General features: G+C 63.6%; 27 protein-coding genes and 1 pseudogene. 13 read left to right on the forward strand and 15 right to left on the reverse strand.

Annotated features, from left to right (window positions below; translation table 11 throughout):
* Positions 1 to 68: 68 nt before the first annotated feature.
* Entirely contained in the window at positions 69 to 527 is a 459-nt protein-coding gene (locus I6F35_RS22165; RefSeq protein WP_225119779.1) for a group III truncated hemoglobin, read from the reverse strand.
* A gap of 83 nt (positions 528 to 610) precedes the next feature.
* Here I6F35_RS22165 and I6F35_RS22170 point away from each other — a divergent pair, with 83 nt between their 5' ends.
* Positions 611 to 1,033 (forward strand): Rrf2 family transcriptional regulator, encoded by a 423-nt coding sequence (locus I6F35_RS22170; protein ID WP_225119780.1) that lies wholly within the window; start codon positions 611 to 613, stop codon positions 1,031 to 1,033.
* A 2-nt stretch (positions 1,034 to 1,035) separates the two neighbouring features.
* On the opposite strand, the gene I6F35_RS22175 is transcribed toward I6F35_RS22170, so the two are convergent.
* A complete protein-coding gene (locus I6F35_RS22175; RefSeq protein ID WP_225119781.1) occupies positions 1,036 to 1,698 on the reverse strand; it encodes an SET domain-containing protein in 663 nt (220 codons plus the stop codon).
* A gap of 320 nt (positions 1,699 to 2,018) precedes the next feature.
* Complete coding sequence (locus I6F35_RS22180; RefSeq protein ID WP_225119782.1) at positions 2,019 to 2,741, reverse strand: TetR/AcrR family transcriptional regulator; 723 nt, start codon at positions 2,739 to 2,741, stop codon at positions 2,019 to 2,021.
* Between the two features lie 111 nt (positions 2,742 to 2,852).
* Between I6F35_RS22180 and I6F35_RS22185 the strand changes: the two genes are divergently transcribed.
* From I6F35_RS22185 to I6F35_RS22205, 5 genes and pseudogenes are all read left to right on the forward strand, one after another.
* A complete protein-coding gene (locus I6F35_RS22185; RefSeq protein ID WP_225119783.1) occupies positions 2,853 to 4,256 on the forward strand; it encodes a carotenoid oxygenase family protein in 1,404 nt (467 codons plus the stop codon).
* Positions 4,257 to 4,503: 247 nt separating this feature from the next.
* Positions 4,504 to 5,082, forward strand: a complete 579-nt coding sequence (locus I6F35_RS22190) for a hypothetical protein (protein ID WP_225119784.1) — start codon at positions 4,504 to 4,506, stop codon at positions 5,080 to 5,082.
* Positions 5,083 to 5,103: 21 nt separating this feature from the next.
* Positions 5,104 to 5,658, forward strand: a pseudogene (locus I6F35_RS22195) (septation protein IspZ).
* 91 nt (positions 5,659 to 5,749) lie between these two features.
* The gene (locus I6F35_RS22200; RefSeq protein WP_225119785.1) at positions 5,750 to 6,046 is read left to right on the forward strand and encodes a hypothetical protein; all 297 of its coding nucleotides are present in this window, start codon (positions 5,750 to 5,752) and stop codon (positions 6,044 to 6,046) included.
* A gap of 168 nt (positions 6,047 to 6,214) precedes the next feature.
* Entirely contained in the window at positions 6,215 to 7,198 is a 984-nt protein-coding gene (locus I6F35_RS22205; RefSeq protein WP_225119786.1) for a DUF3616 domain-containing protein, read from the forward strand.
* A 63-nt stretch (positions 7,199 to 7,261) separates the two neighbouring features.
* Here the strand turns inward: I6F35_RS22205 and I6F35_RS22210 are convergent, their stop codons facing one another.
* Complete coding sequence (locus I6F35_RS22210; RefSeq protein ID WP_225119787.1) at positions 7,262 to 8,917, reverse strand: fumarate hydratase; 1,656 nt, start codon at positions 8,915 to 8,917, stop codon at positions 7,262 to 7,264.
* A gap of 200 nt (positions 8,918 to 9,117) precedes the next feature.
* Here I6F35_RS22210 and I6F35_RS22215 point away from each other — a divergent pair, with 200 nt between their 5' ends.
* Together I6F35_RS22215 and I6F35_RS22220 are read left to right on the forward strand one after the other, a co-directional pair.
* The gene (locus I6F35_RS22215; RefSeq protein WP_225119788.1) at positions 9,118 to 9,597 is read left to right on the forward strand and encodes a hypothetical protein; all 480 of its coding nucleotides are present in this window, start codon (positions 9,118 to 9,120) and stop codon (positions 9,595 to 9,597) included.
* A 94-nt stretch (positions 9,598 to 9,691) separates the two neighbouring features.
* Positions 9,692 to 10,051, forward strand: coding sequence for a GFA family protein (locus I6F35_RS22220; RefSeq protein WP_225119789.1), 360 nt, complete (start codon positions 9,692 to 9,694; stop codon positions 10,049 to 10,051).
* Positions 10,052 to 10,136: 85 nt separating this feature from the next.
* Here the strand turns inward: I6F35_RS22220 and I6F35_RS22225 are convergent, their stop codons facing one another.
* Positions 10,137 to 10,844, reverse strand: a complete 708-nt coding sequence (locus I6F35_RS22225) for a glutathione S-transferase (protein ID WP_225119790.1) — start codon at positions 10,842 to 10,844, stop codon at positions 10,137 to 10,139.
* 153 nt (positions 10,845 to 10,997) lie between these two features.
* Between I6F35_RS22225 and I6F35_RS22230 the strand changes: the two genes are divergently transcribed.
* On the forward strand, positions 10,998 to 11,378 hold the full coding sequence (locus tag I6F35_RS22230) for a DUF3606 domain-containing protein (RefSeq protein ID WP_225119791.1): 381 nt from the start codon (positions 10,998 to 11,000) through the stop codon (positions 11,376 to 11,378).
* 177 nt (positions 11,379 to 11,555) lie between these two features.
* Here the strand turns inward: I6F35_RS22230 and I6F35_RS22235 are convergent, their stop codons facing one another.
* The 8 genes from I6F35_RS22235 to flgB form a co-directional block, all read right to left on the reverse strand.
* Positions 11,556 to 12,527: a Tim44-like domain-containing protein gene (locus tag I6F35_RS22235; RefSeq protein ID WP_225119792.1), complete on the reverse strand. Its 972-nt coding sequence runs from the start codon at positions 12,525 to 12,527 to the stop codon at positions 11,556 to 11,558.
* Positions 12,528 to 12,746: 219 nt separating this feature from the next.
* The gene (locus I6F35_RS22240) at positions 12,747 to 15,311 is read right to left on the reverse strand and encodes a PAS domain-containing protein (RefSeq protein WP_225119824.1); all 2,565 of its coding nucleotides are present in this window, start codon (positions 15,309 to 15,311) and stop codon (positions 12,747 to 12,749) included.
* Between the two features lie 200 nt (positions 15,312 to 15,511).
* Positions 15,512 to 16,579, reverse strand: a complete 1,068-nt coding sequence (flhB, locus tag I6F35_RS22245; protein ID WP_225119793.1) for a flagellar biosynthesis protein FlhB — start codon at positions 16,577 to 16,579, stop codon at positions 15,512 to 15,514.
* A gap of 9 nt (positions 16,580 to 16,588) precedes the next feature.
* Positions 16,589 to 17,359: a flagellar biosynthetic protein FliR gene (fliR, locus tag I6F35_RS22250; RefSeq protein ID WP_225119794.1), complete on the reverse strand. Its 771-nt coding sequence runs from the start codon at positions 17,357 to 17,359 to the stop codon at positions 16,589 to 16,591.
* Between the two features lie 17 nt (positions 17,360 to 17,376).
* The gene (fliQ, locus tag I6F35_RS22255) at positions 17,377 to 17,640 is read right to left on the reverse strand and encodes a flagellar biosynthesis protein FliQ (RefSeq protein WP_225119795.1); all 264 of its coding nucleotides are present in this window, start codon (positions 17,638 to 17,640) and stop codon (positions 17,377 to 17,379) included.
* A gap of 126 nt (positions 17,641 to 17,766) precedes the next feature.
* Positions 17,767 to 18,075 (reverse strand): flagellar hook-basal body complex protein FliE, encoded by a 309-nt coding sequence (gene fliE, locus I6F35_RS22260; protein WP_225119796.1) that lies wholly within the window; start codon positions 18,073 to 18,075, stop codon positions 17,767 to 17,769.
* Positions 18,076 to 18,095: 20 nt separating this feature from the next.
* Positions 18,096 to 18,521, reverse strand: a complete 426-nt coding sequence (flgC, locus tag I6F35_RS22265) for a flagellar basal body rod protein FlgC (RefSeq protein ID WP_225119797.1) — start codon at positions 18,519 to 18,521, stop codon at positions 18,096 to 18,098.
* 23 nt (positions 18,522 to 18,544) lie between these two features.
* Positions 18,545 to 18,955, reverse strand: a complete 411-nt coding sequence (gene flgB / locus I6F35_RS22270; protein ID WP_225119798.1) for a flagellar basal body rod protein FlgB — start codon at positions 18,953 to 18,955, stop codon at positions 18,545 to 18,547.
* Between the two features lie 346 nt (positions 18,956 to 19,301).
* On the opposite strand from flgB, the gene I6F35_RS22275 reads away from it, so the two are divergent.
* The 4 genes from I6F35_RS22275 (at position 19,302) to I6F35_RS22290 (ending at position 21,747) form a co-directional block, all read left to right on the forward strand.
* Complete coding sequence (locus I6F35_RS22275; RefSeq protein WP_225119799.1) at positions 19,302 to 20,240, forward strand: flagellar biosynthetic protein FliO; 939 nt, start codon at positions 19,302 to 19,304, stop codon at positions 20,238 to 20,240.
* Positions 20,237 to 20,989, forward strand: coding sequence for a flagellar type III secretion system pore protein FliP (gene fliP, locus I6F35_RS22280; RefSeq protein ID WP_225119800.1), 753 nt, complete (start codon positions 20,237 to 20,239; stop codon positions 20,987 to 20,989). Before I6F35_RS22275 ends, fliP begins: the two co-directional genes overlap by 4 nt.
* A 91-nt stretch (positions 20,990 to 21,080) precedes the next feature.
* Complete coding sequence (locus I6F35_RS22285; RefSeq protein WP_225119801.1) at positions 21,081 to 21,380, forward strand: type II toxin-antitoxin system HigB family toxin; 300 nt, start codon at positions 21,081 to 21,083, stop codon at positions 21,378 to 21,380.
* The gene (locus tag I6F35_RS22290) at positions 21,370 to 21,747 is read left to right on the forward strand and encodes a helix-turn-helix domain-containing protein (RefSeq protein WP_225119802.1); all 378 of its coding nucleotides are present in this window, start codon (positions 21,370 to 21,372) and stop codon (positions 21,745 to 21,747) included. Before I6F35_RS22285 ends, I6F35_RS22290 begins: the two co-directional genes overlap by 11 nt.
* Before the next feature lie 13 nt (positions 21,748 to 21,760).
* Here the strand turns inward: I6F35_RS22290 and I6F35_RS22295 are convergent, their stop codons facing one another.
* Positions 21,761 to 22,996, reverse strand: coding sequence for a YbfB/YjiJ family MFS transporter (locus tag I6F35_RS22295; protein WP_225119803.1), 1,236 nt, complete (start codon positions 22,994 to 22,996; stop codon positions 21,761 to 21,763).
* 190 nt (positions 22,997 to 23,186) lie between these two features.
* A complete protein-coding gene (locus I6F35_RS22300; protein WP_225119804.1) occupies positions 23,187 to 23,423 on the reverse strand; it encodes a hypothetical protein in 237 nt (78 codons plus the stop codon).
* Positions 23,424 to 23,450: the final 27 nt, after the last annotated feature.

The raw sequence follows: 23,450 nt of genomic DNA on the forward strand, positions 1-23,450 counted from the left end.
CGCCGGTCCAAGAAATCGACCGCCGTCAGCTTTGACGGCGGTCGATCTTTTCTTGCACTGACGATGGCTCAGGCGCCTGCGGCCTCGCGGCGCCGAAACCGCTCGCCCCTGCCGAGGATCACGCCCTGCGATCCGGCAATGCCGAATTCGAGGCTGGCAGCGATCCGCTGCGCCCGCTCGATGAAATGCGCCGCCGCCTCCGAAGGGCAGATTTTACGCGCGGTCTGTTCGAACAATTCAAGCCAACGGTCAAAATGATCGGCATCGACCGGCAGCGGCAGGTGTTTTGCCATTGGCGTTCCGTGATAGCGACCGGTCATCAGCGCGACCGACGACCAGAACGCGCACATTTGCGCAAGATGCGGTTCCCAGTCCCGAATGCGTGCTTCGAACACCGGCCCGAGCACGGTATCGGCACGGACCTTGGCGTAGAAGCCGCGCACGAGGCGCTCGATCATGGCCTCGGTGATGCCGGTCTTGGCGACAATTTCGGCCGTGATCTGCTCGCGCCGTTCTGCCCCTGTCATGCCAGATCCCTTCAAATAGGTATTCTAATACCCATTTAGGTCAGTATCGCTGTTTCGCAAAACCGGATTTTTGCGGGGCTCCCATGCGCCTTAATTTGTTCACCGATTTCGCCCTGCGCGCCCTGATGCGGCTCGCCGGCGAGCCGACGCGCTCGTTTGCGACCAACGAGATCGCCGCCGAATTCGGCATTTCCCGCAATCATCTGGCCAAGGTGGTGCGGAACCTTGCGAATAGCGGCTTCATCACCACCCAGCGCGGGGCTGGCGGCGGCTTTGCGCTGGCGCGGCCACCGCAGGCGATCACGCTCGGCGAGATCGTACGCGCGCTCGAAGACGGCCAGGCGCTGGTCGAATGTTTTCGCGAGGATGGCGGCGCCTGCGTGCTGACGCCGCGTTGCCGCCTGAAGGGCAAGCTTGCCGCGGCCCGCGAGGCCTTCCTGCGCGAGCTCGACGCCACAACGCTCGCCGAATGCGCCTATCCGGCGCGGCCAAAGGCGGTCAAGTAAATCTAGGCGTGAAGAGGCGCCGGTGAGCTCTTGCGCTTGCCGGCGACCACCTTCTTGCCGACAGGCCTGGGCCGGCCGCTGCCGTTCAGGTACCGGCCATTGGCCTTGCCGTTCTTCTTTTTCGCCTTGTCCTTGGCCTTATCTTGGGCCTTGGCTTTTTCCTTGGCGACCTTCTCGGCTTTACGCTTCGCCTTGCGCTCGGCCTTTTCCTTCAGCCTGAGCCGTTCCGCCCGCGCCTCGGCGCGCTTCTTCTTGCGCTTCTTCTCGCAGGAATCGCATTTGCAGCCGATCGGCTTCAAATAGGCTTTGAAATAATCGGTGCCGTAGTCATAGTTGATTTCCTCGCCCGGCTCGATGTTCTTGATGGCGCGGATATAGATCTTGCGCTTGCGCGGTTTGACGTCGGATTCCGCGTTCGGCCTGCAGGAATGGTTGATATAGCGGGCGACGTTCTCGCGGATCGAGCCGTCGATGGTCCAGCGGCTGGTGAGCTCGAACAGATATTTGTTCTCGATCTCGTCCTCTTCCTTCTTCTTGGAATCCAGGAGCGGTCCGAAATAGCGGATGATCCTGGTACCCTTCTTGATCGGCTTGGTGGCGAACAGGCCGAGTCCGGTGCGGGAACGGCCAACGCGATAGGGTTTATTCGGCGATATCGAGGGCATGACAATGTTGAATGAACGGACGCGCCGGCAAGCGACGGCTTTTACGGAGCCGCTCTTCTAGGACAATTCAGCGCCGCTGTCAGGTGTTTCGCGCTTCCCGTCGAGCCTTGCCCACAATGAACGCGCCGGAAGGCGTTTTTCGGAAAAGATCACGCTCGAACAAGGAGATGAGATCACGATCCGATCAACTCGATCGATCGTGATCTGATCTCGGTTCCGCTGTGAAGGCCTGCATGATGAAGCGTGTCATCCGCGCGTGCGTATTTGCCATGAAGATCGGCGGCCAAAGCGGCCGCGCCATGGAGTTGTTGCGGCGCTGATCAGTTGGCCGGCGGACGGCCCCCGCTGCGCAGCATCGCATCCAAGAGCGCCTCAGCCGTCGTGCCCTCGGGCAGCCGCTTCAGCACGTCCGCGAGGCGGTCGTCGAGCAGCAGCGTGGTGAAGCCGTGCACCAGCGACCAGGCGCGCACGATCGCGGCGGCCTGGTCGAGCGACAGCTTCCGTTCCTCGATATGCTCGTGGCGGCTCTCGCCGACCGCACCCGCGAGGCCGGCGAAGGCGGCACCTGCAGCCTCGTGCAGCGAGGGTCTCGCCATGTCGAGCCGCTCGGTGCGGAACATCAAACTGTACATGCCCGGATGCGCCTGCGCATAGGCGATATAGGCCTTGGCGCGCGCCATCGCCTTTTCCGTGATGGTGGCGCCTCCGGCGACGGCCGTGCGCATCGCGTCGTTGAACTGGCGGAAGCCGATGGCGGCGAGTTCGCTGAGCAGCCCGGTCAGATCTCCGAAATGATGCGTCGGCGCAGCGTGCGAAACGCCGGCCTCGCGCGCCACCGCGCGCAACGTCAGCCCGGCCAGTCCCTCACGCTCGAGTACGCGCTCGGCGGCCGTCAGTAGCGCCTCATGCAGCGCGCCATGATGATAGGGCGCATCGCCCGACCGGCGCGGTCGGCGCGCCGGTCTCGCCGCGGCTTGTTTCGCCACCTTGCGGTTCCGCGCCGACGACGCGTTCGCCTTGTTTTCTCTCGATAATCTCGTCATGCGAATCCTTATAGGTCGCAATTTTGACACTGTAAAGATTTTGCTTGACGGTCGGCGTCACCACCTGTATGCAGATCTTTACGATGTAAAGATAACATGGAGGGAGTGACGATGCCTGATCAGTCGATCGCTGAGACACCGCGCACCAACCTGGCGCCGATTCCCTTTGAGGCTGATGCGCCGTTCCTCAAAATATCGGGCGAATTGCCGCGCGAGCTGAACGGCACGCTCTATCGCAACGGCCCCAATCCGCAATTCGAGGCGCCCGGCGCGCATTGGTTCGTCGGCGACGGCATGCTGCACGCCTTCCATCTCGAGAACGGGCGCGCCAGTTACCGCAATCGCTGGGTCCGCACGCCGAAATGGCAGGCCGAGCATGATGCCGGCCGCGCATTGTTCGGCGGTTTCGGCCGCAAGCTCCCCGATGCGCCGCCCGCGACCACCAATGACGGCGGCGTCGCCAACACCAACATCATCTTCCATGCCGGCCGCCTGCTCGCGCTCGAGGAAGGCCACCTGCCGACCGAGATCGAGCCTGGCACGCTGAACCGGCTTGGGTACTGCGACTATAGCGGCGCGATCCAGGGTCCCTTCACCGCGCATCCCAAGGTCGATCCGAAGACGGGCGAGCTCGTATTCTTCGGCTACAACGCCGCCGGTCCCCTGACCCCTGCCCTTTCGTTCGGCTCGGTCAATTCATCAGGCGTGGTGACGCGCTTCGAGCGCTTTGAATCGCCCTATGCCAGCATGGTGCACGACTTCATCGTCACCGAGAACCATGTGCTGTTTCCGATCCTGCCGATCACCGGCAGCATGGAGCGCGCGATGCGCGGCAAGGCGCCGTATGCCTGGGAGCCCGAGAAGGGCGCCTATGTCGGCGTGATGAAGCGCAACGGCTCCGCGCAAGACATCGTCTGGTTCCGCGCCGAAAGCTGCTACGTCTTCCACGTCGTGAATGCGTGGGAGGAAGGCCACCGCATCATCGCCGACGTGATGCAGTTCGAAGAAGCGCCGCTGTTCAACCATCCTGATGGCTCGCCGACGGATCCGAAGAAGAACCGCGCGCGTTATTGCCGTTGGACCTTCGATCTTGCCGGCAATACCGACCGCTTCACGCAAACCTATCTCGACGACCTCACCGGCGAATTCCCCCGCATCGACGATCGCCGTGCCGGTTATGCTTTCGCCCATGGCTGGTACGCCTGCGCCAATCCGCAATTGCCGATGTTCGGCGCACTCTCCGGCATCGTGCATGTCGATGGCACCGGCAAACGCCTCGGCCATTATCTCCTGCCCGCCGGCGACACCATCTCGGAGCCGGTATTCGTCGAGCGCGGCAGCGATGCCACTGAGGGCGACGGCTGGCTGCTCGCGGTGGTCTGGCGCATCAGGGAAAACCGCAGCGACCTCGCCGTGTTCAACGCGCGCGACGTCGAAGCCGGCCCGATCGCGCTGGTCCATCTCGGCCACCGCGTGCCGGACGGATTCCACGGCAATTGGGTTGGCGCGAATTGAGCCTGCGCCAGCCCGCCGTCATTCCGGGGCATCGCAACGCGATGAACCCGGAATCTGGAGCTTGTGGGCTGGAGATTCCGGGTTCGCGCGAACGCGCGCCCCGGAATGACAGCCCCCAAATACCTGGAATTATTCCGACCTTTCAGATCTCGCCTTCATTTTGACACTGTAAAGATTTCGCTTGACGGCTTCCGGCGATACCTTTAGCTTATCTTTACATTGTCAAGATTAGCCTGGAGAGGCGGCCATGACGATCTTTCTCATCCTCGCCCCCTATGGTGCGTTCGCAGCCTTGCTGCTGGTGGCGTCGGCGACCGCCAGCCTGTTTGCTGCTGCTGCGATCTGTGCTGCGGTCATCGCCTTCGACGTGATGCGCGGCCTCTCGATTAAGATCCTCGGCGTCGGTTCGGTGCTCACCTTCGTCGCGGTCGGCCTCTATGTCGCCTTCGTCGATCCGCGCCTCGGCACCGCATCGGTGAGGTTTGCGGTCGACACCGGGATTTTCCTGGTCTCGCTCGGCTCGATCCTGGCCCGCCGTCCCTTCACGCTGCAATATGCGCGCGAGGTCGTCGACGCCAATACGACGCAGCAACCCGGCTTCCTGCGCGTCAACTACGTCATCACCTGGGCCTGGACGATTGCCGCGCTGCTGATGATGGTCGGCAACATTGCCATCCTCTACGTGCCGAGCCTGCCGCTGTGGACCGGGCTTCTGATTGCGTTCGCCGCGCGCAATACCGCGGTCTTCTTCACCAAGTGGTATCCGCATCACCGCATGGCGAAACACGGCGCGCACCCGGTCAACGCATTGCCCAGTGCGAATTGAGGATCGCGGGAGAACATCACGATGAAGGACGCGTTCGCGAAACTCGCCGGCGATTTCCTCTCGACCATCGTGTTCCTGGTACTCTATCTCGCCACCGGCAACGTGCTGGTCGCGACGGGCATCGCGATCGCCGGTGCGATCGCGCAGGTGATGTATTCCCGCATCAAAGGCGAGACACTCGGCGTCATGACCTGGGCGAGCCTTGCGCTGGTGATCGTGCTCGGCGCCGCGACCCTTCTCACCAACGATCCGCGCTTCATGCTCGCCAAGCCCTCGATCGCGCATTTCGCGATCGGCGCGATCATGCTCAAGCGCGGCTAGATGCTGCGCTACATGCCGCCGATCGTGGTCCAGACCATTCCGGAATATGTCACCCTCGCCGGCTATGCTTGGGCCGCACTGATGTTTGCGATCGGCGCCGGCACTATCGCGGTGGCCGCGACCGGCGACGTCAGGCTATGGGCGGCCTATGTCACGGCGGTCGCGGCGGGCTTGAAGATCGCCGCCTTCGCCGTCCAATACGTCCTCTTCCGCATCATCGTGACCAGCCGGCTCCGCGCGGCAGCCCGCGCTTAATCATCGCAGGGCGAGCATAGATTGTTGGGCATACAGGACGAGATAGGCTATATCGCCGTTCGGCTTCACCTTTAACCTCGGGGAGACAGGCATGGCGGTGGACGGAAACTGGAATCTCACCATGAGCACGCCGATGGGCGAGCGCCAGGCGACGCTGTCGCTGAAGAACTCGGGCGGCACGCTCACGGGCACGCAGGGCGCCGACGGCAACTCGACGGAGATTTTCGACGGCACCGCCAATGGCGACGACGTTGCCTGGAAGGTTTCCATCACCAACCCGATGCCGCTCACCCTCGAATTCACCGGCAAGGTGACCGGCGACAGCATCGCCGGCGAAATGGGCATCGGCCCGATGGGCAGCTTCCCGTTCACGGGGACAAGGGCCTGATCCCACGCATCCGCCTGCAACCGGCTTCTCCCGCCGGCTCGCGCCTCTTGCATATTTTACAATTTTAGATTGTATTGGGCGAGTTGGATCGGCGGGAGGGATGCTTTGCCTGGCGACATCGCGCGCACCGTCTGTTGTCGGTCGAGATCTGTAATTGTCGGCGGCGCCTTGATCCTTTTGGGCGCCGTGTCCGCCGCGCACCCGAAGCCCCCAAAGCTTGCGCCGGAAGCCGTCCGCTGGACCGCGGTCTCCATTTTCGAGAAGAATTCCAACGACGACCTCGAAGACCAGCCGCGCATGAATCTCAGCGGTGCGGCTTGCGTGCCAACCACGCCCAAATTCACGTCGTGCCTGATCGCCAATGACGAGAAAAAATACGCCCAGTTCTTCTCGATCGACGGCAACAGGCTGACGCCCCGGAAGCTTATTCGGCTGTCCGACGCCGACAACGACCCGGACGCCGAAGGCGTCGCCTATGACAGCGGATTTTTTTACGTGATCGGCTCGCATGGACGTAGCCGACACGGCGATTCCGGCAATCGCTCGAGCTATGCCATCTTCCGGATACCGGTCGATCCCACAACCGGTATTCCCAGCTTCGAGCCTGACGAAGAGCGAGTCGTCGCCGTTGTTTCCTCGTCTCGATTGCGAAGGGCGATCCGCGACGGCGACATCATCAAGAAGTTTTTCGATCGGCCGCTGGCCAAGAAAGGCGTCAATATCGAAGGGATCGCGGTGAGGAATGGCCGGATGCATCTCGGACTGCGCGGCCCGTCCGTCGGCGGCAATGCATTCATACTTAGCGTCGATGCCGACGCGGTCTTCACCGAAGAGCGTGATCTGAAAAGCAAAGTGACGCCACTCGCGCTGGGGCGGAATACCGGCATCCGCGATCTCGCCGCGGTGGAGGATGGCGTGCTGATACTGGCCGGCCCGACGCGCGACGAGAAGGTGCCATACGCGATCTGGTTCTGGGACGGTACCAGCGCGACGGCCAAACCGTTGGCGACGCTTGATCTCAGCAGCATCGGTGATGGCGCCAAAGCAGAAATCCTGCTTCCGCTTGAGGAAGACCGTGCCAATACCCGCGTGCTCGTCATGTTCGACGGCGTCGAAAACGGCGGCGCCGTGTCATTCAAGCTGCCGCGCTGAACGCTCCTTCCCCAGGGTCCGGAAAGCGTTTCGAGCGAGGGTAGATATCGGTTCGCTTGAAGACTACCCCAGATTCAATTCCATGAAGAAGTCGTTGCCCTTGTCGTCGATGATGATGAAGGCCGGGAAATCCACGACTTCGATGCGCCAGATCGCTTCCATGCCGAGTTCGGGATATTCGACCACCTCGACCTTCTTGATGCAGTGCTCGGCGAGGTTTGCCGCGGCACCGCCGATCGAGCCGAGATAGAAGCCGCCATGCTTCTTGCAGGCCTCGCGCACCGCCGGCGCGCGGTTGCCTTTCGCCACCATCACCATCGAGCCGCCGGCGGCCTGGAACTGGTCGACGAAGGAATCCATGCGCCCGGCCGTGGTCGGGCCGAACGCGCCGGACGCGTAGCCATCCGGCGTCTTGGCGGGGCCAGCGTAGTAGATCGGGTGGTTCTTGAAATAGTCCGGCAACGGCTCGCCGCGATCCAGCCGCTCGCGCAGCTTGGCATGCGCGGCATCGCGGGCCACGATCATGGTGCCGGTCATCGATACGCGCGTCTTGATCGGATGTTTTGAGAGCGTCGCCAGGATGCCCTTCATCGGCTGGTTGAGGTCGATCTTGACGACCTCGCCGCCGAGCGACTGCTCGACCTGCGGCAGATACTGCGCCGGATTGTGCTCGAGCTCCTCCAGATAGACGCCATCCTTCGTGATCTTGCCGAGCACCTGGCGGTCCGCCGAGCAGGACACGCCGAGCCCGATCGGCAGCGAGGCGCCGTGGCGCGGCAGCCGGATCACACGCACGTCGTGGCAGAAATACTTGCCCCCGAACTGCGCGCCGACCCCGAGCGACTGCGTCATCTTGTGGATTTCCTGCTCCATCTCCAGATCGCGGAATGCGTTGCCGTCGGCCGAGCCGTGGGTCGGCAGCGCATCGAGATAGCGGGCGGAAGCAAGCTTCACCGTCTTCATGCAGAGTTCGGCCGAGGTGCCGCCGATCACGATCGCCAGGTGATAGGGCGGGCACGCCGCGGTGCCGAGGGTGAGAATCTTCTCCTTCAGGAACGCCAGCAGCCGGTCCCTGGTCAGCACCGACGGCGTCGCCTGGAACAGGAAGCTCTTGTTGGCAGAGCCGCCGCCCTTGGCCATGAACATGAACTTGTAGGCATCGTCACCCTCGGCATAGATCTCGCACTGCGCCGGCATGTTGTTGGCGGTGTTCTTCTCCTCATACATCGACAGCGGCGCCACCTGCGAATAGCGCAGATTGCGGCGCAGATAGGCGTCGCGCGCGCCCTCCGACAGCGCCGCCTCGTCATCGCCGTCGGTGATGACGTTGCAGCCCTTCTTGCCCATGATGATCGCAGTGCCGGTGTCCTGGCACATCGGCAGCACGCCGCCGGCGGCGATATTGGCGTTCTTGAGGAAGTCGAAGGCGACGAACTTGTCGTTGTCGCTGGCCTCCTTGTCGTCAAGAATGTTGCGGAGCTGCTTCAGGTGGCCCGGGCGCAGGTAGTGATTGATCTCGCCGAATGCAGCCTCCGACAGCGCCCGCAGCGCCTCGCGCGAGACCACCAGCATGTCCCGCCCCAGCACCTTCTCGACCCGCACGCCCTCGGCCGTGACCTTCTTGTACGGCGTCGTGTCCTGCCCCAGCGGGAACAGCGGCGTATGCTTATAGGGCGGAACAGGCTTGGACTGGTCAGGGAAGGCGGTAGGAGCGTTCATGGGCAAGATCTCGGGTTGGGGCCGGGAACGTCAGCCCGGCATCTAGAGCCGTTCTAAGCATTTTTGCCGCAAAGGAAAGGGAGGAGCCGGCCAACGATCGGGCGCATGCCGTCCTGGGCACGGCCAGCTCCAACATATTGACGCAATCGGTCAGAGCCTGCATGAACGCGCGTGGGCTTCTATGCCGGCAGGGGGCATTGATGACAAAGACACCTGTATCGACCGTTCGCGCCGTCGCGCTCGCTACCGTGCTGGGGCTTTTCACTGCCCTCGCCGCCTCGCCGGCGCGGGCCGATCAGTGCGACGACATTGCAAAACAGCTTGCCAGCCAGATCGACGGCCTCAAGGTCAACTTCAAGGCCGCCAATATCGTCTATCTGACCCACCCCGCGACCAGGGAATTGTCGCTCGGCTGCCGCGGCAGGAACTACTCCATCGAGCTCTATGCCAAGGGCGACCGGCGGCCGAAGCCGGAATTCTATCAACTGGTCAGTTCGGCGGCGGCGATCATCTTCACCGTGCCGAAGGACGACACCACCACCGGCGCCACTCGCTGCCTGAAGCGCATGGGCCTTCTGCGCGGCGACAAGGTCAGCATGCGCTTCCGCCGCCTCAACATGGAATGCACGCGCACCAAGACCGAGGCGTCGATCGCGATCACCCGCGGCAAGGACGAATAGCGCGCCACCGCTACGGTGCGCGGACCTGCTGACTGCGCCGCGCTGCTGCGTTATCGTCCTCTCTCTCCGAATCCGGATGTCGCGAGGAAGAACGATGCCTGACAGCAAGACCTATACCGGCGGCTGCCATTGCGGACAGGTGCGTTTCGAATGCACGAGCGATCTTGCGATGGTGACCAATTGCAACTGCTCGATCTGCACCAAGAAAGGCCTGCATTTCGCGTTCCTGCCGCCCAGGAGTTTTCAGCTCCGTGCCGGCGAGGAGAACTTGAAGGAATACCTCTTCAACAAGCACGCCATCCGTCATCAATTCTGCATCGACTGCGGCGCCGAAGTGTTTGCCTACGGCAGGAAGCCCGATGGCACCGATGTGGTGGCGCTGAACGTGAGTTGCATCGACGGCATCGAACTGGCGAAGCTCGCGATGACGCCGTTCGACGGGAAGAAGCTGTAAGACAGCGCCGTAGGATGGGTCATCTGTCGGCAACGTACTCATGGCTTGATGGGTTTCGCTGCGCTCTGCCCATCCTACGATTGCACTACAGATCCAGTTCCTTGTACTTCCGGAAGATGCCCTGCTCGTTGAACGGAATCCGCCGTTCGCTCGAAAGATAGGTCTTGAGATTCGGCCGCTCGGCGACGCGGTCGCGTAATTCGATCAGGCGGGGAATGTTCTTCTCGAACGCCTGCATGTGCTTCGGGAAGGCGTAGCGCAGGCCCTCGACGATCTGGAACAGCGAGAAATCGACATAGGTCACGCGGCGGCCGGTGACGTAAGCGCCGCCATTCGCCTCCACGATGTCTTCGAAATAGCCAAGATATTTCGGCACCCGCTCCTTCCAGAACTCCGCGGTGCGCTTCTTCGCCGGCGCCTTCTGGTCCTCGTAATACAGCGTCGGCCCGAGCGGATGATGGGTGTCGTGAACTTCCAGCACGAGATCGGCGATCGTGAGCTGCATCTGATGCACCCAAAGCCGTCCCGATTCCGCCTTTGGCGCCAAGCCATGGCGCGCGCCGAGAAAGAAGAGGATGTTGGCGGTCTGCCCGATCACGAGCTTGCCGGCTTTCAGAAACGGTGGCGCGAAAGGCGGCGTGCCCTTCCCGGCTTCCATCATCGCCATCATCGCGTTTGTGCCGCCCGCGCCGCGCGCGACATCGTCATAATCGGCACCTGCATCCTCCAGCACGAGCCGCACATATTCGCCGCGGCCCTGGATGTCAGGCCAATAATAGAGCTGATAGCGCATGGACGACGCCTCCCTGGGACAGGCCCATGGCAATAACACACTCCTGTGGCTGGCGCTCCGCTGTCACACGGTCGCAATTGTTTGAGAGACCGCGACGATGTTAGCCTGTTCCTGTCTTGGAACATCCGATTCCCGATCGGACAGGAGAATGTGATGGCGGATAGCAAGAAGAAGCGCGGCGGCAGTGATCGCGCGCGCATCGCGTTGGGCGAGGCCTACGAGGTCGCTTATTGGTCGAAGAAATTCAAGGTCACGCCGGCCAAGCTGAAATACGCCGTCAAGAAAGTCGGACATTCCGCCAAGAAGGTGGAAGCCTACTTCAAGGAGCAGAAGCATCTTGCCGCAGATCGATCGCGGATTGCGCTGAGCCAGCCCTATGAAGTGCGCTATTGGTCGAACAAGCTCAAGGTCACGCCAGCCAGATTGAAGGCGGCCGTCGCCGCCGTGGGCCATTCATCGAAGAAAGTCGCGGCCTATGTCGCGAAGATGAAAGCATCTCCCAAGAAGAAGGTAGCGAAGAAGAAGGCCGCCTGAGCGCTCAGCAGGCGGCTGGAATCAGCGAACGGATCCTCCGATTGTTTCTGGCTTCGGAGATCAACCCGCAGTCGCAGCGCTTACTCCGGCGCGGCGACAGCGAAAATCGACCGCACAAAGCAAAAGGCGCTGCGGAATGAACCGCAGCGCCTTGATATTGTGTCGTCTGGCGGACGATCAGTTCGTCTGCTGGATCGCCGAGAGCTCCCAGTCGCTGCCGCGCCGGCGTACGAAGGTCCAGACCTCCGTCGCTTCCTGCGGCTGCTCGCTGCCGCCGACCGGACGGCCGGTGGTGCGGTCGAGCATCTGGTCGACCAGCGAGAACCGCATCGCCACGGTGGCGTAGTCGGACTCGCCCTCGCGCCAGGCTTCGGCAAGGTCGCCCTGCAGCAGCTTCACATTCGTCACCTTGTTGACGACGTTGCGCGCCTTGTTCTCCTCGAGGTCCTTCGAGAAGTAGGAGACCATCTCGGGCGTCGCGAGCGTGTGCAGCTTGGCGACATCTTCGTTCGACCATGCCGCCTGAACCTCGCCGAGCAGGCGCTCGAAGGCCTCATAGTCGGCCGGCGCAATTTCCAGCGGCGCGCTGGCCGAACCAAGCCCGAAGCCCATGCCCGAACGATAGTTCGGCTGCGGGCCGACGCCGGGAGCGGGTGTGGGACCGCCGGCATAGGCGGCGGCAGGTGTCTGGCGGCGCTGCCACCACGACATCGCCAGCCGCACCACCAGCACGATCAGGCCGATCTGCAGCAACAGGCCGAGGATGGACGACAGGCCGCCGAGACCGGAGAACAGGCCGCCACCGAACAGGAGGCCGAACAGGCCGGCGCCGAGGAAGCCCGCGGCAAGGCCGCCGAGCAGGCCACGGCCCATGCCGCCCCGGTTGAACAGGCCACCCGAATTCGCGGCCGGCGAACCCATCGTGGTGCCCGGCTGGCTATAGGTGCGGTTGAGCGGTTGCGTCATGCCCGGCGACGTGTTGGTGCTGGGCGGAGCGGCAAAGCTCCGGGAGCCGCGGGAACCCGAGCCGAAGCCGCCGCCAGCGCGGGCGTCGGCCGCCGAGATGCTGATAGCTGTGAGAGGCAACGCCAGCGCGATAGCGACGGCGATGGCCCGAACAATTCCGCGCGTATGTTGCGTGAAATTCATGTGTGTTTCCCTGAATCCCCGGCATGGGGAAAGTGGCATTAAGATGGGCATGGCCGCCCAAAAGGGAAGCGTTAAACGGGAACAATCACTGCGGCCCTCAGTCGCGGGGATGTGACAAAGACCCGTCTTTTCCCGGGTTTTTGCGGGTTCTTAACCCTGTCATTGCGACTGCAGCGAGGCGGTCCGCGACTTCGTCGCGGCATCTCGCGACGAAGTTATCTAATGCAGCGTCATCGTCTCCTTCACGGCAGCGACGAGTTGCGTCAGCGTGAACGGCTTTGGCAGGAAGGCGAACTGCTGGTTCTCCGGCAGGCTCTTCTCGAACGCATCCTCGGCATAGCCCGAGACGAAGATGATCTTCAGCTCCGGGTTGCGGCTGCGCATCTCCTTGAGCAGCGTCGGGCCGTCCATCTCGGGCATCACAACGTCGGAGACAACGAGGTCGATTGCGCCGTTCTTCTCGTCAAAGGCTTCCATCGCCTCAATGCCGTTGGACGCCTCGATCACGCTGTAGCCGCGCGAGCGCAGGCCCCGCGCGTTCAGTGCGCGCAGGCCGTCCTCGTCTTCGACCAGAAGGATCGTGCCGTGCCCGGTCAGATCGGGTTTTGGCTTCGGCGGCTCGGCTGCGGCCTCCCTGGCCGCGCCGTTGCTCGGTTGCGGCTCCGGCGCGACCTCCTGCTCGGGCCGGTGGCGCGGCAGGAAGATGCGGAAGGTGGTTCCCTCGCCGGGCGTGGAATCGACATACACGAAGCCGCCGGTCTGCTTGACGATGCCATAGACCGTCGACAGGCCGAGCCCGGTGCCCTTGCCGACCTCCTTGGTCGAGAAGAACGGCTCGAAGATCTTGTCGATGATCTCAAGCGGAATGCCGGTGCCGGTATCGGTGATGTCGATCCGCACATAATCCGCCGCCGGCAGGCCCTTGTAGGAGAGCTGGCCGGCTTGCTCGGCCGTGACGTTCTGGGTCCTGATGATCAGCTTGCCGCCATCAGGCATCGCATCGCGGGCGTTGACGGCGAGGTTGACGATCACCTGCTCGAACTGGGAGACGTCAACCTTCACCGGCCAGAGGTCGCGCCCGTGCACGAGGTCGAGCTTCACCTTCTCGCCGATCAGCCGGCGCAGCAGCATGGTCAGATCGCTCAGCGCATCGCCGAGATCGAGCACCTGCGGCCGCAGCGTCTGGCGGCGCGAGAACGCGAGCAGTTGCCGCACCAGCGTCGCGGCGCGGGTCGCGTTCTGCTTGATCTGCATGATGTCCTGGAACGACGGATCGGTCGGCTTGTGCGCGTTCAGCAGGAAATCGTTCGCCATCATGATGGCTGAGAGCACGTTGTTGAAATCGTGCGCGATGCCGCCGGCCAATTGGCCGACCATGTCCATCTTCTGCGACTGGTTGATCTGGTTCTCCAGCGTACGCCGCTCGGTGGTCTCGAGCATGTAGACGATCGCGGCCTCGGCGTCGCGCTCGTCCTCCTCCACCGCGGTGACGAAGAACTGGGCCCAGCGCTCCTTGGCGCCGTCGAGCATGACCTCGACCGGCGCGATGTCGCCCCTGCCCTCGGCCGCCTGGTTGATCGCCGCGATCACCAGGCTGCGGTCGCGCGGATTGACCGCGCGGAAGATCGACTTGGCGGCGGTGCCCTCGGCATTGAGGCCCTGCGCCAGCTTGGCGTAGCGCGCATTGGCGCGCACGACATTGCCGCCGCGGTCGACGGTCGCGATCGCCATCGGTGTGTGGTCGAAGAAGCGCATGAAGCGCACTTCGGCGGCGCGCTCTGGATCGTAATGTTCGTCGCGGGCGCGGCTGATGACGAGCGTGCGCGAGGCGCCGGGCGCGCCGTCGGCGCCGAAGGCGAGCTTGTGATAGAGCCGCACCGGCACGGTCTTGCCGCTGCGCTTGCGCAAATCGATGTCGAAGACCTCAGTCTTCACCTCGCCGGGCGCCGGCACGATCGAGGTGAGCAGCGCGGCGCCGTCGCCGGAGACGATATCGGTGAGCTTCAATCCGCCCGAGCCGATCTCGGCGAGATCGTAATCGAGCCAGTTCGCGAGCGTCGCGTTGACATAGGCGATCTCGCCAGACGGCGTGACCGAGAAGAAGCCGCAGGGCGCGTGATCGAGATATTCGATCGCGTGCTGTAATTCCTTGAACACGTCCTCCTGGCGCTCGCGGTCGCGGGTGATGTCGGCGATCGACCACACCGCATATTTCTGCTCGCGCTTGCTCTGACCGAGCGGGCGAACCCGCATCCGGAGCCACCGTCCATGCACGCCGTCATGGCCGGCGATGCGGACCTCCTCCTGCTGCCGCTTGCCTTCGCGCGCCGCCTTGAGCAGGCGGAACACGGCCTCGGAAACGTCGGGATTGCCGATGAAAACGCGCTCGACCGGCCGCACCTCCTGCGGGCTCGCGGCTCCCGTCAGCGCCAGATAGGCGGCGTTGGAATAGACCACGTGCCCGTGCGCGTCGGTGACCGCCAGCCCGTCATAGGCGTGGTTGGCGATCCGGCCCGTCACGGGATCGTCGGTGGAGCGGTCGGAGAAACGGATGATCCCGGCGGCAAAGGCGAACAGGCTGAACAGCCCGACCATGGCAAGCAGCGCCAGCACGCCGAGGATATAGGGCTGCGCCTGGGCGCGGCCGATGGTCATCAGCGCGACCGCCACCGCGACAAGGCCGGCCGCCACCAGCAGCACCAGGACGATGCTGCCGCTCCGGCGCGCCGGTTCGTGGGCCACGAACGGCTCGGCAGCCTGATTGTGATCGGTCTCGGCGGTCATCGAAGGAAACTGCCCGTCGGCGGTGAAGGCGTGCAGATTCGCCCGCCCTCCTGAGTGCCTCAATCGGAGCTTGGAACGCAAGTCCATCAGGCCGCCATTTCCCAGGTTAAGCCCATCTCAGGCCGTTTTCGTCCCATTTCATCTCTTTGTTTGAGCATGATCTTTTCGGAAAACCGGTTTCCACTTTTCCGGATCATGCTCTATCCCGAGAGCCCGCGCCGCTTCAGGCCCATGACGTAGCCGATGATTTCGGCGACGGCGTGATAGTGTTCGACCGGAATTTCCTCGTCGATATCGACGGTTGCATAGAGGGCACGGGCCAGGGGCACGTTCTCGACGATCGGGATGTCGTGATCCTTGGCGATTTCCCTGATCTTGAAGGCGATGACGTCGACGCCCTTGGCGACGCAGACCGGGGCCTGCATGCTGCGGTCGTAGGCCAGCGCCACCGAATAGTGGGTCGGGTTGGTGATGATCACGCTCGCCTTGGGAACCGCGGCCATCATGCGCTTCTTCATGCGCTGCTGCCGCAACTGGCGGATGCGCCCCTTGATATGCGGATCGCCTTCCGACTGCTTGAACTCCTCCTTCATCTCCTGCAGCGACATCTTCTGCCGCTCGTACCATTGCCGGTACTGGAAGAAATAGTCGGCGATCGCGACCGCGGCGAGCATCGCCACCACGGCGCCCATCAGGTGCACGGTCAGGCTGGTGGTGGCGGGCAGGATCGAGGCGACGTCAATCCGGAGCAGCGATTCCAGCCGGTGCCACTCCGGCCACAGCACCGCCGTCATGACCGCGCCGAGCGCGATCACTTTGAAAATGCCTTTCAGGAAATTCGCCGCCGCCTGCTTGCCGAAAATGCGCTTGAAGCCGGCGCCGGGCGAGATCTTGTTGAATTTCGGCTTGAGCTGCTCGGCCGACCACACCAGCCGGTGCTGGATCATGTTGCCGGCGATCGCCGCCAGCATCAGCATCAACAGCGGAATGCCCACGGCGGCGATGACGGCGATCCCGAGCGTCTGCGTCAGCGACAACAGCCCCGGGCCGTCGGTCCTGATCATCCAGGAATTGGCGATCAGGTTGCGCAGCGGCGTCAGGATGCCGCTGCCCGCCGCACTCGAGAAGGTCGACAGCACCAGCGTGCCACCGGCGATCACGAACCAGGTGTTGACCTCCTGGCTCTTGGCGACGTCGCCCTTCTCCAGCGCATCATCGAGGCGCTTTTGGGTGGGGTCTTCTGTTTTGTCGTCGGTATCCTCCGCCATCGCGGCTCCCTATTTCAGCGGCGTGAGCTGGTGCATGACGCCGATGAAGTAATCGAGATAGGTCCCCATCATCGCCGCGATCACTACGGCGAGGATCAGGAACCCGGCGAGGATCGAGAGCGGTACGCCGACGAAATAAACCTGCATCTGCGGCATCAGCCGCGCCAGCACGCCAAGCCCGATGTTGAAGACGAGACCGAACACCAGAAACGGCGCGGACAATTGCAGGCCGATCTTGAAAGCCTCGGCAAAGGCGCGCGTCGCCAGCGCCGCCACGTCGCCGGTCGGCATCGGTGCGCCCGGCGCAAAGATCTTGTAGCTCTCGTTCAGCGCCGCGAGCACCAGATGGTGGGTGTCGGTCGCAAACAGCAGCGTCATGCCGAGGATGGTGAGGAAGTTGCCGATCAGCTGGCCCTGCTGCCCCTGCGTCGGATCGATCGCGGTGACGAAGCCGAGCCCGAGCTGCTGGGCGATCACCGAGCCCGCAACCGCCAGCGCCGACAGCGTCACGCGCGCGGTCGCGCCGAGCACGATGCCGATGACGATCTCATGCACCATCAGCACCATCAGCGAACTCACCGATGTCGTGTCGACATGATAGGCATTGCGGTGCAGCGGCAGGATGATCAGCGTCAAGAGCAGCGCGATCCCAAGCTTGACCCGCACCGGGATGTTGCTCTCGCCGAATCCCGGCAGCAGCATCACCATCGACCCCATGCGGGCAAACACCAGCACGAAGGTCGCGGCAAGCGCCGGCAGCAGGGAAACGTCGATGCGCATAGTTTACGCACAGTGCATCAACCGCCGATGATTCGCGACGATATCCGCATCATGTGGGCGTGCATCGAATCGGCCATGAACGGCAGCGCCAATAGCAGCGTCACGAAGATCGCAAGGATCTTCGGCACGTAGATCAGCGTCTGCTCCTGGATCTGCGTCAGCGCCTGGAACAGCGACACGATCACGCCGACCACGAGGCCGACGACCATCAGCGGCGACGACACTACCACGATGGTCCAGATCGCATCGCGCGCCACGTCGAGGGTTTCAGCACCAGTCATTTTGACGTTCCTTTTAAGTCGCTCGAACTCTCCACCGTCATTGCGAGGAGCGTCAGCGACGAAGCAATCCATGCCTCAGCAAGCGGAGAAATGGATTGCTTCGCTCCGCTCGCAATGACGGAAGCCTCAGATCGGCATCTTCATGATGTCTTCATACGACTGGATCACCCGGTCCCGCACCGACACCAGGGTCGAGACCGCGACGTCGGTCTCCGCGACCGCCGTCACCACGTCCATCACATTCGCCCGCCCCGATGTCATCGCCACGGTCTGGGCGTCGGACTTGCGGCCCGCGTCCATCACGCTGCCGATGGCTTCCTTCACCAGCGCGCCGAACGAGGGGCCCGCGGACTCGCCGCCCTTCTCGGCGCCGCCCCGCTCCATCATCCGGGCGAGGCTGGCATAGGCGTTGGCGGCGACTGTCGGTGTAGCCATGATTGATCGCTTCCTGTGCTTTAGGATTTGAGGATATCGAGTGTGCGCTGGATCATCCGCCGCGTCGCGCTGATGATGTTGAGGTTCGCCTCATAGGACCGCTGGGCGTCGCGCATGTCGGTCATTTCGACCAGCGCATTGACGTTGGGATATTTGACATTGCCGGCTGCATCCGCCGCCGGATTGCTCGGCTCGTATTTGACGCGGAACGCCGACTGGTCGGGCCGGACCCTGCCGAGCGCCACCACCTTGGCGTCCAGCGTGCGGTCGAGCGCCGAGGAGAAGGTCGGCACCTTGCGGCGATAGGGATCGCCGCCGGCGGTCTGCGCGGTCGAATCGGCGTTGGCGATATTCTCCGAGATCACCCGCATCCGGCCCGCCTGCGCGCGCAGACCGGAGGTGGCAATCGCCATCGAGCGGGCGAAATCGCTTCCATTGTCGGCCATGATCCCTGCTCCCCAAACGTTCGTCAGCGCTTGCCGATGGCGGTCTTGATCAGCCCGAGGCTGCGGCTGTAGAGGGAGGTCACCGCCGCATAGTCCATCTGGTTGGCGGAGACCTTCAGCATCTGCTCTTCCAGGTTGACGGCGTTGCCGGCCGGCCTGGTCATGAAGGCGTTCTTGCCGCCATCATGGTCGAAATTCTCCGGTGCGCCGGACGCCGCGATATGGCCGGTGCTGGTTCGCATCATCGGCAGCGTGCCCATCGCTCCGCCGACCGGCGCGCCGTTGCGGTCGAATGTGGGTTCGACCAGGTCGCGCGGCTTGAAGTTGGGCGTATCGGAGTTGGAAACGTTCTCGGCGAGCACCCGCTGGCGCTCCTGGTGCCACTGCATCCTGGTGCGCAGCGCCGACATGATCGGTAGATCGTTGATGGACATCGCCGCGCCCCCGTTAACCTCTGGGGCCGTCCCCGAGGTAGGCAGAATTTGCCCGGTGTATGGTTAACGGCTGGTTAAATTGTTCCGGCCGGCGGCGGGCGCCAGGGCGAATCATCGCGAAGTGCGCATTTTCGCCACGATGGCTGCGTTAACCAGCGCGCTCGGGCGGGCTCAGAAGTCGTTTTGGAACAATCGATTCTTGGTCTATTAGTAAAGCTGGGCGGCGTGACTGCCGTGGGGAATTAAGAAATAAGGCTGATCTCGGGCGTGATTCGCAGAGGATCGCTTCAGCCCGCATCCGTCGAAGCCAGCATGAAAGCAGGGCCAGATGGCCGGGGACAGTAATATGCAAATCCTGTGGTTCCTCTTTGCGTTCATCGCCGTATTGGCGCTGATCGGTCTGGCGGCGTGGCTGGTCCGCCGCTTTGCCGGCAACCGCCTCGGCGCCAACACCAACCGCGGGCGGATGCCGCGGCTGGCGGTGATCGATGCGGCCGCGGTGGATGGGCGGCGGCGCCTGGTGCTGGTCCGGCGCGACAATGTCGAGCATCTCCTGATGATCGGCGGCCCCACCGACATCGTGGTCGAACCCAATATCGTGCGCGCGATGTCCCGCGATCAAGCACCGCCGCGTCCGGTTGTCACCAGCGCCGAGCCGCCACCGCGGGTTGCCCCGCTTCCGGATACCGCCTGGGCCGAGGCCGAAGGCGCCCGCACCGAGATCTTCGAAACTCCGGAGCCGGCGATGCCGGAGCCGCCGCCGCGGCCTGCGCGCCCGTCTTTCGCCGAAGAGCTCCGCCGCCCGGCCGCCCCGCCGCTGCCGGAGCGACGCGATCCGCTCGCCGGCTTCACGCCGGAGCCGATCGGCAGCCGCCCGGAACGGACCGAACCGCGGCCCGAGCCGATCGCGCCGCGCGTGCCCCGCGAGCGTTCCGAGCCGCTGATCCCGCGTCCGCCGCGCACGACCGAGCCGAAGGTCGCACCGCTCCGCACCCCCGAGCGCGCCGCGGCTCCGCCGGCCCCGCCTCCTCCTCCGCCGCCACCACCGGAGGATACGTCCAGCGCTGACGCCAATCTCGCCGAGATGGCGCAGCGGCTCGAGGCCGCGCTGCGCCGTCCGACCAGCGAAGCCGCCGCGCCGCCGGTTGCGCCTGAGCCGCCGCCCGCGCCGCGCCCCGCACGCAACGAAACGCCCCCGTCCGCGCCGCAGCCGCAGAAGAGCGGTTTTGAAAATCTCGAAGACGAGATGGCCTCCCTGCTCGGTCGCCCGAAGAACCCTTCGTGAGGCCGCCGAGGTTCCCGCGTAGAGTTTTATTCACCGCCGTCCTGATCACCGCCACCTCGCTGGCGGCGCCCGCGCTCGCGCAGGACATCAGCATCAATCTCGGCCAGGGCACCGGCGGCGTCACCGAGCGCGCGATCCAGCTGATCGCGCTGCTCACCGTGCTCTCGATCGCGCCGTCGATCCTGATCATGATGACGTCGTTCACGCGCATCGTCGTGGTGCTGTCGCTGCTCCGCACGGCGCTCGGCACCGCGACCGCGCCGCCGAACTCCGTGATCATCGCGCTGGCGATGTTCCTCACTGCCTTCGTGATGGGCCCCGTGCTGCAGAAGTCCTATGACGACGGCATCCGCCCGCTCGTCGCCAACCAGATCAGCGTCGAGGAAGCGCTGCAGCGCGCCTCTGTCCCCTTGCGAGGCTTCATGCAGAAGAACGTGCGCGAGAAGGACCTCAAGCTGTTCATGGATCTCTCCGGCGAGCCGCCGCCGGCGACGCCGGAGGAGATGTCGCTGCGCATCCTTGTCCCCGCCTTCATGATCTCCGAATTGAAGCGCGCCTTCGAGATCGGCTTCCTGTTGTTCCTGCCCTTCCTCATCATCGACCTCGTGGTCGCGTCCGTGCTGATGTCGATGGGCATGATGATGCTGCCGCCGGTCGTGGTGTCGCTGCCGTTCAAGCTGATCTTCTTCGTGCTGGTTGACGGCTGGTCGCTGGTCGCGGGCAGCCTGGTGCAGAGCTACGGGGGGTAGCGCTACGAGCGCTGCACACCAACAGCGGAATTGCGCCCAGAATGGGCGCATAATAATCTCCAAACCATGCGAATTATTGCTCGGCGCATCCTTGAAAGAGTTTGTGGAGCGACGGCGGGCGCACAAGGATCACGACGCACTGAAAGCAGCACTTGATACTTGGTTCGACGAGGTTAGGAAAGCGCGTTGGTCCAGCGCCGCTGACGTAAAGCGTAGTTATGCAACGGCCAGTATTATCTCTGCGGACCGGATCGTATTCAATGTCAAGGGAAATGACTATCGACTGGTCGTATCCGCCGACTTCGAAAAGAGCATCGTGTGGATCAAATGGATCGGCACGCATAAGGACTATGACAAGATCGACGTGAGAGAGGTGCGGCATGGCAGGTGAGGTAAAGCCGATCAGGACGAAGCGGGATTACGAGGCCGCGCTCAAGGAGGTTGAGCGTCTCTGGGGGGCGAAGGCCGGGACGCGCGACGGCGACCGCCTTGACGTGTTGGCGACGCTGATCGATGCCTATGAGACTGAGCACTATCCGATGGACCCGCCTGATCCGATCGAGGCGATCAAGTTTCGCATGGAGCAACAGGGGCTCACCCGGCGGGACCTGGAGGACATCATCGGAACGCGTACCCGTATCGCCGAAGTATTGAACAGAAAACGCGGGCTCTCGTTAGAGATGATCCGGCGCCTGCACGATCGGCTTGGCATTTCGGCAGAAGTGCTGATCCGGCCGAGTCGAAAGAGCGCTGCCTGACCCGCGAGCTCGTCTAGGAGCGCATGGGATCGTTCAACAGGCCGACGACGAGATCGACGGCGAGCGCGGTGGTGACGGCGGCTGCGCCGATCATGAACAGGAGCGCGTAGTCGCCGCCGCTATGCTCGAAGCAATAGGACAGCGCATATGCGCCGCCGGCCTGAAACAGTGCAAAGCTCGTAGTCGCCTGGGCCCAGGCCGCGCCCTGCACGGCGCTGTTGTGCGGAACCAGTTCGTGGATACGGCCGAGCGTCAGCGGCACGACGCCGGGCGTGAAGGCGCCGACGACGATACTCGAGACGATCATCGCAGCCGGAGCCGCGCTGACCGCAGGCAGCAGGACTGCGACCGCCTGCACCAGAAAGGCGACGCGCAGCGCCGGACCGAAACCGGCGCGGTCGGCGAGATGCCCGGTCACGAGCGGACCGGCGATCGCACCGATGCCGTAGAGCACCCAGTATTGCGAAGCGGCGAAAATTCCCTGCCCGAGTCCGCGCGCGACGAAGTCGACCAGGAACACCATGTGCGGCACCAGCGCCACCGCATTGAGTCCGTACTCCGCGTACAATGCGCCGATCGCCGGTGACCGCGGTCGCGATGCGGCACGATAGCGGACGACGGCTTTCGTGCCGCGAACGTCCGCGGGCCAGGCCTTCCAACTCGCCAGAGTCAACAGGACGGACAATATCCCAAGTCCATACCAGGCTTCTTGCAGCCCCTGCCGCAGCAGCAGCGGAACGAGCGTACCGGATGCCGCAACACCCAGGCCCACGCCGGCGAAGATCACGCCGCCGACCACGCCCTTCTTGTTCGGCGCCGTATGCGGCAGGATCGTTGACGCCGCGAGCACCATGATCACGCCTCCCGCAAGACCTGCAAGGAAGCGCCACACGAAGAACCAGGCGAAGGAGATCGGTACCGAACAGGCAAAGCAGCAGAGCGAGGCGAGCACCATCATGGCGCGCAGCGAGCGTACGGCGCCAGCGCGGGCGCCGAGTTCGCGCGCGACAATCGCGCCGGCCAGATAGCCCGCAAGATTGGCCGCACCGAGATAGACGACGTCCGCCGGACTGAACCATTTTGCCGCGATCAGCGCCGGGATCAGCGGCGTATAGGCGAAGCGCGCCAATCCGAGACCAACCAGCGAGGCGCAAAGCCCCGCCGCAGCCGACAGCCACACCGGTCCGCCTTCATGATGATGATTGGCTGCGGCGGGACTCGGATGGCGATGAGCATGGGTGCTTGACATCGACTGCGGTTAAGCAGCCTCGCCGCCGGAAAGGGAAATGGTTAGTTCTGATGCCAGCCATCGTTGACGGCGATGGCTGGGTCGCGCTCCGCTCGGAGCATTTCGAACGAAGCGGATACCGGTTCGCGCAAGGAAAACGCGCCAAAACAAGAAAAGCGAACCGCCCTGCCGCAGATGACGGGCCGGGACCTCAATCCTTGAAATCATACTGCTTGCTGAGGTGATCGCCGATCTGGACCAGCATCGCGACGCACTCGGGAAAGCCGGGCTTTGCCACCGTCGCTTCGTCAGCTTCTGCACGGAACTCCCAACTGTCGCCATCGCGGATCACGGAAATGATGATGCCTTCCGGGCAATCGGCATGGACCCTCAGCTCGGCTTTTGCCATCTCGATGAGTTCGGCTTCGGTTTTGGTCGGCTTGCTCATGGCGACGGCATCCTCCGGCGATTGCTT

This window comes from Bradyrhizobium sp. BRP22, assembly GCF_020194175.1.
In the GTDB taxonomy this organism is placed as follows: Bacteria; Pseudomonadota; Alphaproteobacteria; order Rhizobiales; family Xanthobacteraceae; genus Bradyrhizobium.